The sequence below is a fragment of the Amycolatopsis panacis genome, from assembly GCF_003600245.1.
Taxonomy (GTDB): Bacteria; Actinomycetota; Actinomycetes; order Mycobacteriales; family Pseudonocardiaceae; genus Amycolatopsis; species Amycolatopsis sulphurea.
This window is the reverse complement of record NZ_QZFV01000031.1, coordinates 1-2,699: the sequence shown is the minus strand read 5'-3', so window position 1 is coordinate 2,699 and position 2,699 is coordinate 1. Positions and strand designations below refer to the sequence as shown.

Here is a 2,699-nt window from a genome sequence, read left to right as displayed (position 1 = left end):
CCCATGCTGTGACACACGGCCCCGGGCGTTTGTCTCAAGATGAGACAAACGCCCGGTTCCCACCCACTCCAGCAGCACCGAACTCGAAGCCGTCGCCAAGGAGATCCGCACGGCCGGACGGCGTTGCGCGGCGCTTGTCGCGGACGTCTCGGACCCGGCCGTCTCCTGACCGGTTCTTCTGACCGGCTCCGCGGCCCGGTGCCCACCGGGTCGCGGAGCTGTGTCTTTTGCAGACAGTCCAATCAGGACTCAATGGGAGTCGCCGCACAACGGGGCCGTTTCCCGCGCCGCGTCGCTCCGCCGCCCGGGCGATTCTCGGTACGGCCAAATGGTCGACAGACGCCCGTCACCGCCATCCAACCCCGGACCGCCGGGAAACCTCTCACCCATCCCGGCCGGACCCCAGTTCCGGCTCGTGATCCACGTCACGAATGAACCGATGATCATTCTGATCATTCCGGCTACCCTGGCCGAATGGACACCCGCACACAGCGCCTCCCCCCGGCATCGGGCGGGCGCCGGCGGTCAGCCACGGCGTCAACAGGATCTCTTGCACCATGCGAAGCCGCGGGCAACCCGCTCCTCCGTTCCGTCGAACGGGTCCATCCGGACAGCGGGCACCGCGGGCCGAGTCGTGCCGACAAGGACTCCGCCAGGTGCGTCCCGCTGTACCCCTTGGGCGTGGCCTCCGGACTCGGCGTGCTCGGCCCGCGCGACCACGGAGGCGCGCCTGGTAGCACAGGAACTCGGACTGAACCGGATCGCGAAACGCAACTGAGAGGAGAGCCCATGCCACAGCACCGGACCATCGAGGTCGAGGGCCGTACCGTGCATCTGGCCGAGCAGGGCGAAGGACCACTCGTGCTGCTCCTGCACGGATTTCCGGAGAGCTGGTACTCCTGGCGGCACCAGTTCGCCCCGCTCGCCGCGGCCGGATACCACGTGGTGGCGCCGGATCAGCGCGGCTACGGCGCGAGCGACCGTCCGGAGCCGACGGATCAGTACACGATCCACCACCTGGTCGGCGACGTGGTCGGCCTCGTCCGGGCGCTCGGCCGGACCGAGGCGGTGGTGTGTGGGCACGACTGGGGTGCGATGGTCGCCTGGCAGACCGCCCTGATGCGCCCGGACGTCGTCCGCGCGGTGGCCGGGCTGAGCGTGCCGCCGGTGCCCCGCGGGCCGGTCCCGCCGCTGGCCCTGGCGCGCGAGCACTTCGGCGCGAACTTCTACCAGAACTACTTCCAGTTGCCGGAAATCCCGGAAGCGGAGCTGAGCCGCGACGTAGCCACGACGATGCGCACGGTCCTGACCGGCAGCCCGGCCGAGGATCCGGCCCCCGGATTCCTCGGTGGACTGTCCACACCGGACGCTCTACCGGACTGGCTCGGCGAGGACGACCTCGCGGTCTTCACCGAGCAGTTCCGCCGCAGCGGGTTCCGCGGCCCGCTCAACTGGTACCGCAACATCGACCGCAACTGGGAGCTCACCGCGGCCTGGCAGGACGCCCGGATCACCCCGCCGTCGCTGTATCTGAGCGGGACCACCGACGTCGTGCGCACCTTCCTGCCCTTCGGCGACCCTATGCGGGCGATGGTGCCCGATCTGCGCGCCACGATCGACCTGCCGGGCGGGCACTGGATCCAGCAGGAACGGCCCGCCGAGGTCAGCGCAGCGCTGCTCGACTTCCTCCGCCAACTCTGACCGCCGCCGGGGCGAAGCTGCTCCTCGCGCACGACGTGGGCGTCTACCCGCCCGGCTCGTCGGCGGAGATGCTGATGTCGATGACCGCGGACCCGCCCGGGCGGCTGGGCTCCTCCCACGTGCACTGGCTGCAATCCGCGCTCGAACGCACCATGACCCCGATGGCCGCGCTACAGACCACCACCCGCGACATCGCAGAGGCCTACGGCACTCGACGAAATCGGCACCATCGAACCCGGCAAACGAGCCGATTTCGTCGTACTCGACGCGGATCCCCTCGCCGACCCGGCCCACTACCGGCAGCTCACGTCCGTGGTGAAGGACGGCGTGGCGATCGACCTCGCCCGGCTCCCGGAACATCCGGTCTACACCGCGGGTACCCCGGTGCCGGGCGGTAGGGCGGCGGCCGTCGGGTAGTGCGGTTGGGGTCGGGGTGGCACGGCGGTCGTGGGGTGGGGCGGCTTCGGTTGTCTGGGTTCGCCCCCCGCCACGGCGCCAACCCCCGAGCAGCACGGACCGGGCACGCCCAAATGCAGCAGGGCAGGATCAACGGAGGGCCAGGGCCCGGCTCTCCACCCCGACGACCAACCCTCTCGGTACTCTCTCCGGGTTTTTGCCGTACATGTACGGCAAAAACCCGGAGAGAGTCGGTCGAGCCGAACCCACCCATCCGTGTCCATTTATCCGCCGGGCCGCTCCCGCACCAGGACGGCGAACCCGTCGAGATGCCGGACCAGGCTGTACTCGAAAAGCCCGTCCAGATCCGGCACCGTTTCCTCATGGATCTTGGCCAGCAAGGGAAACCGGCCATCGGCGAACAGTTCGCCGGCACGTTTTCGCCGCGCCCGCAGCCACCGCGTGAGGGTCACCCCCAGGGTTCCGGCAAAGTCGGTGTAGAGGTCTGTGAAGGGACCCTTCACGGACTCTGAGTCTGTGAAGGGTCCCTTCACAGACCCGAAACCGGTCCGGCGCACGCCACGAGGTGGTCGCACACACCT

3 protein-coding genes are annotated in these 2,699 nt (G+C 69.4%); 1 reads left to right on the top strand and 2 read right to left on the bottom strand.

Features of this window, described 5'->3' with window-relative positions:
• Positions 1-789: 789 nt before the first annotated feature.
• Positions 790-1,701, top strand: a complete 912-nt coding sequence (locus D5S19_RS02470; protein WP_120021691.1) for an alpha/beta fold hydrolase — start codon at positions 790-792, stop codon at positions 1,699-1,701.
• Between the two features lie 43 nt (positions 1,702-1,744).
• Here D5S19_RS02470 and D5S19_RS31900 read toward each other — a convergent pair whose 3' ends face one another.
• Together D5S19_RS31900 and D5S19_RS02460 are read right to left on the bottom strand one after the other, a co-directional pair.
• Positions 1,745-1,894: a hypothetical protein gene (locus tag D5S19_RS31900; protein WP_158605478.1), complete on the bottom strand. Its 150-nt coding sequence runs from the start codon at positions 1,892-1,894 to the stop codon at positions 1,745-1,747.
• A gap of 487 nt (positions 1,895-2,381) precedes the next feature.
• Positions 2,382-2,621, bottom strand: coding sequence for a hypothetical protein (locus D5S19_RS02460; RefSeq protein WP_199730293.1), 240 nt, complete (start codon positions 2,619-2,621; stop codon positions 2,382-2,384).
• Between the last annotated feature and the right edge of the window lie 78 nt (positions 2,622-2,699).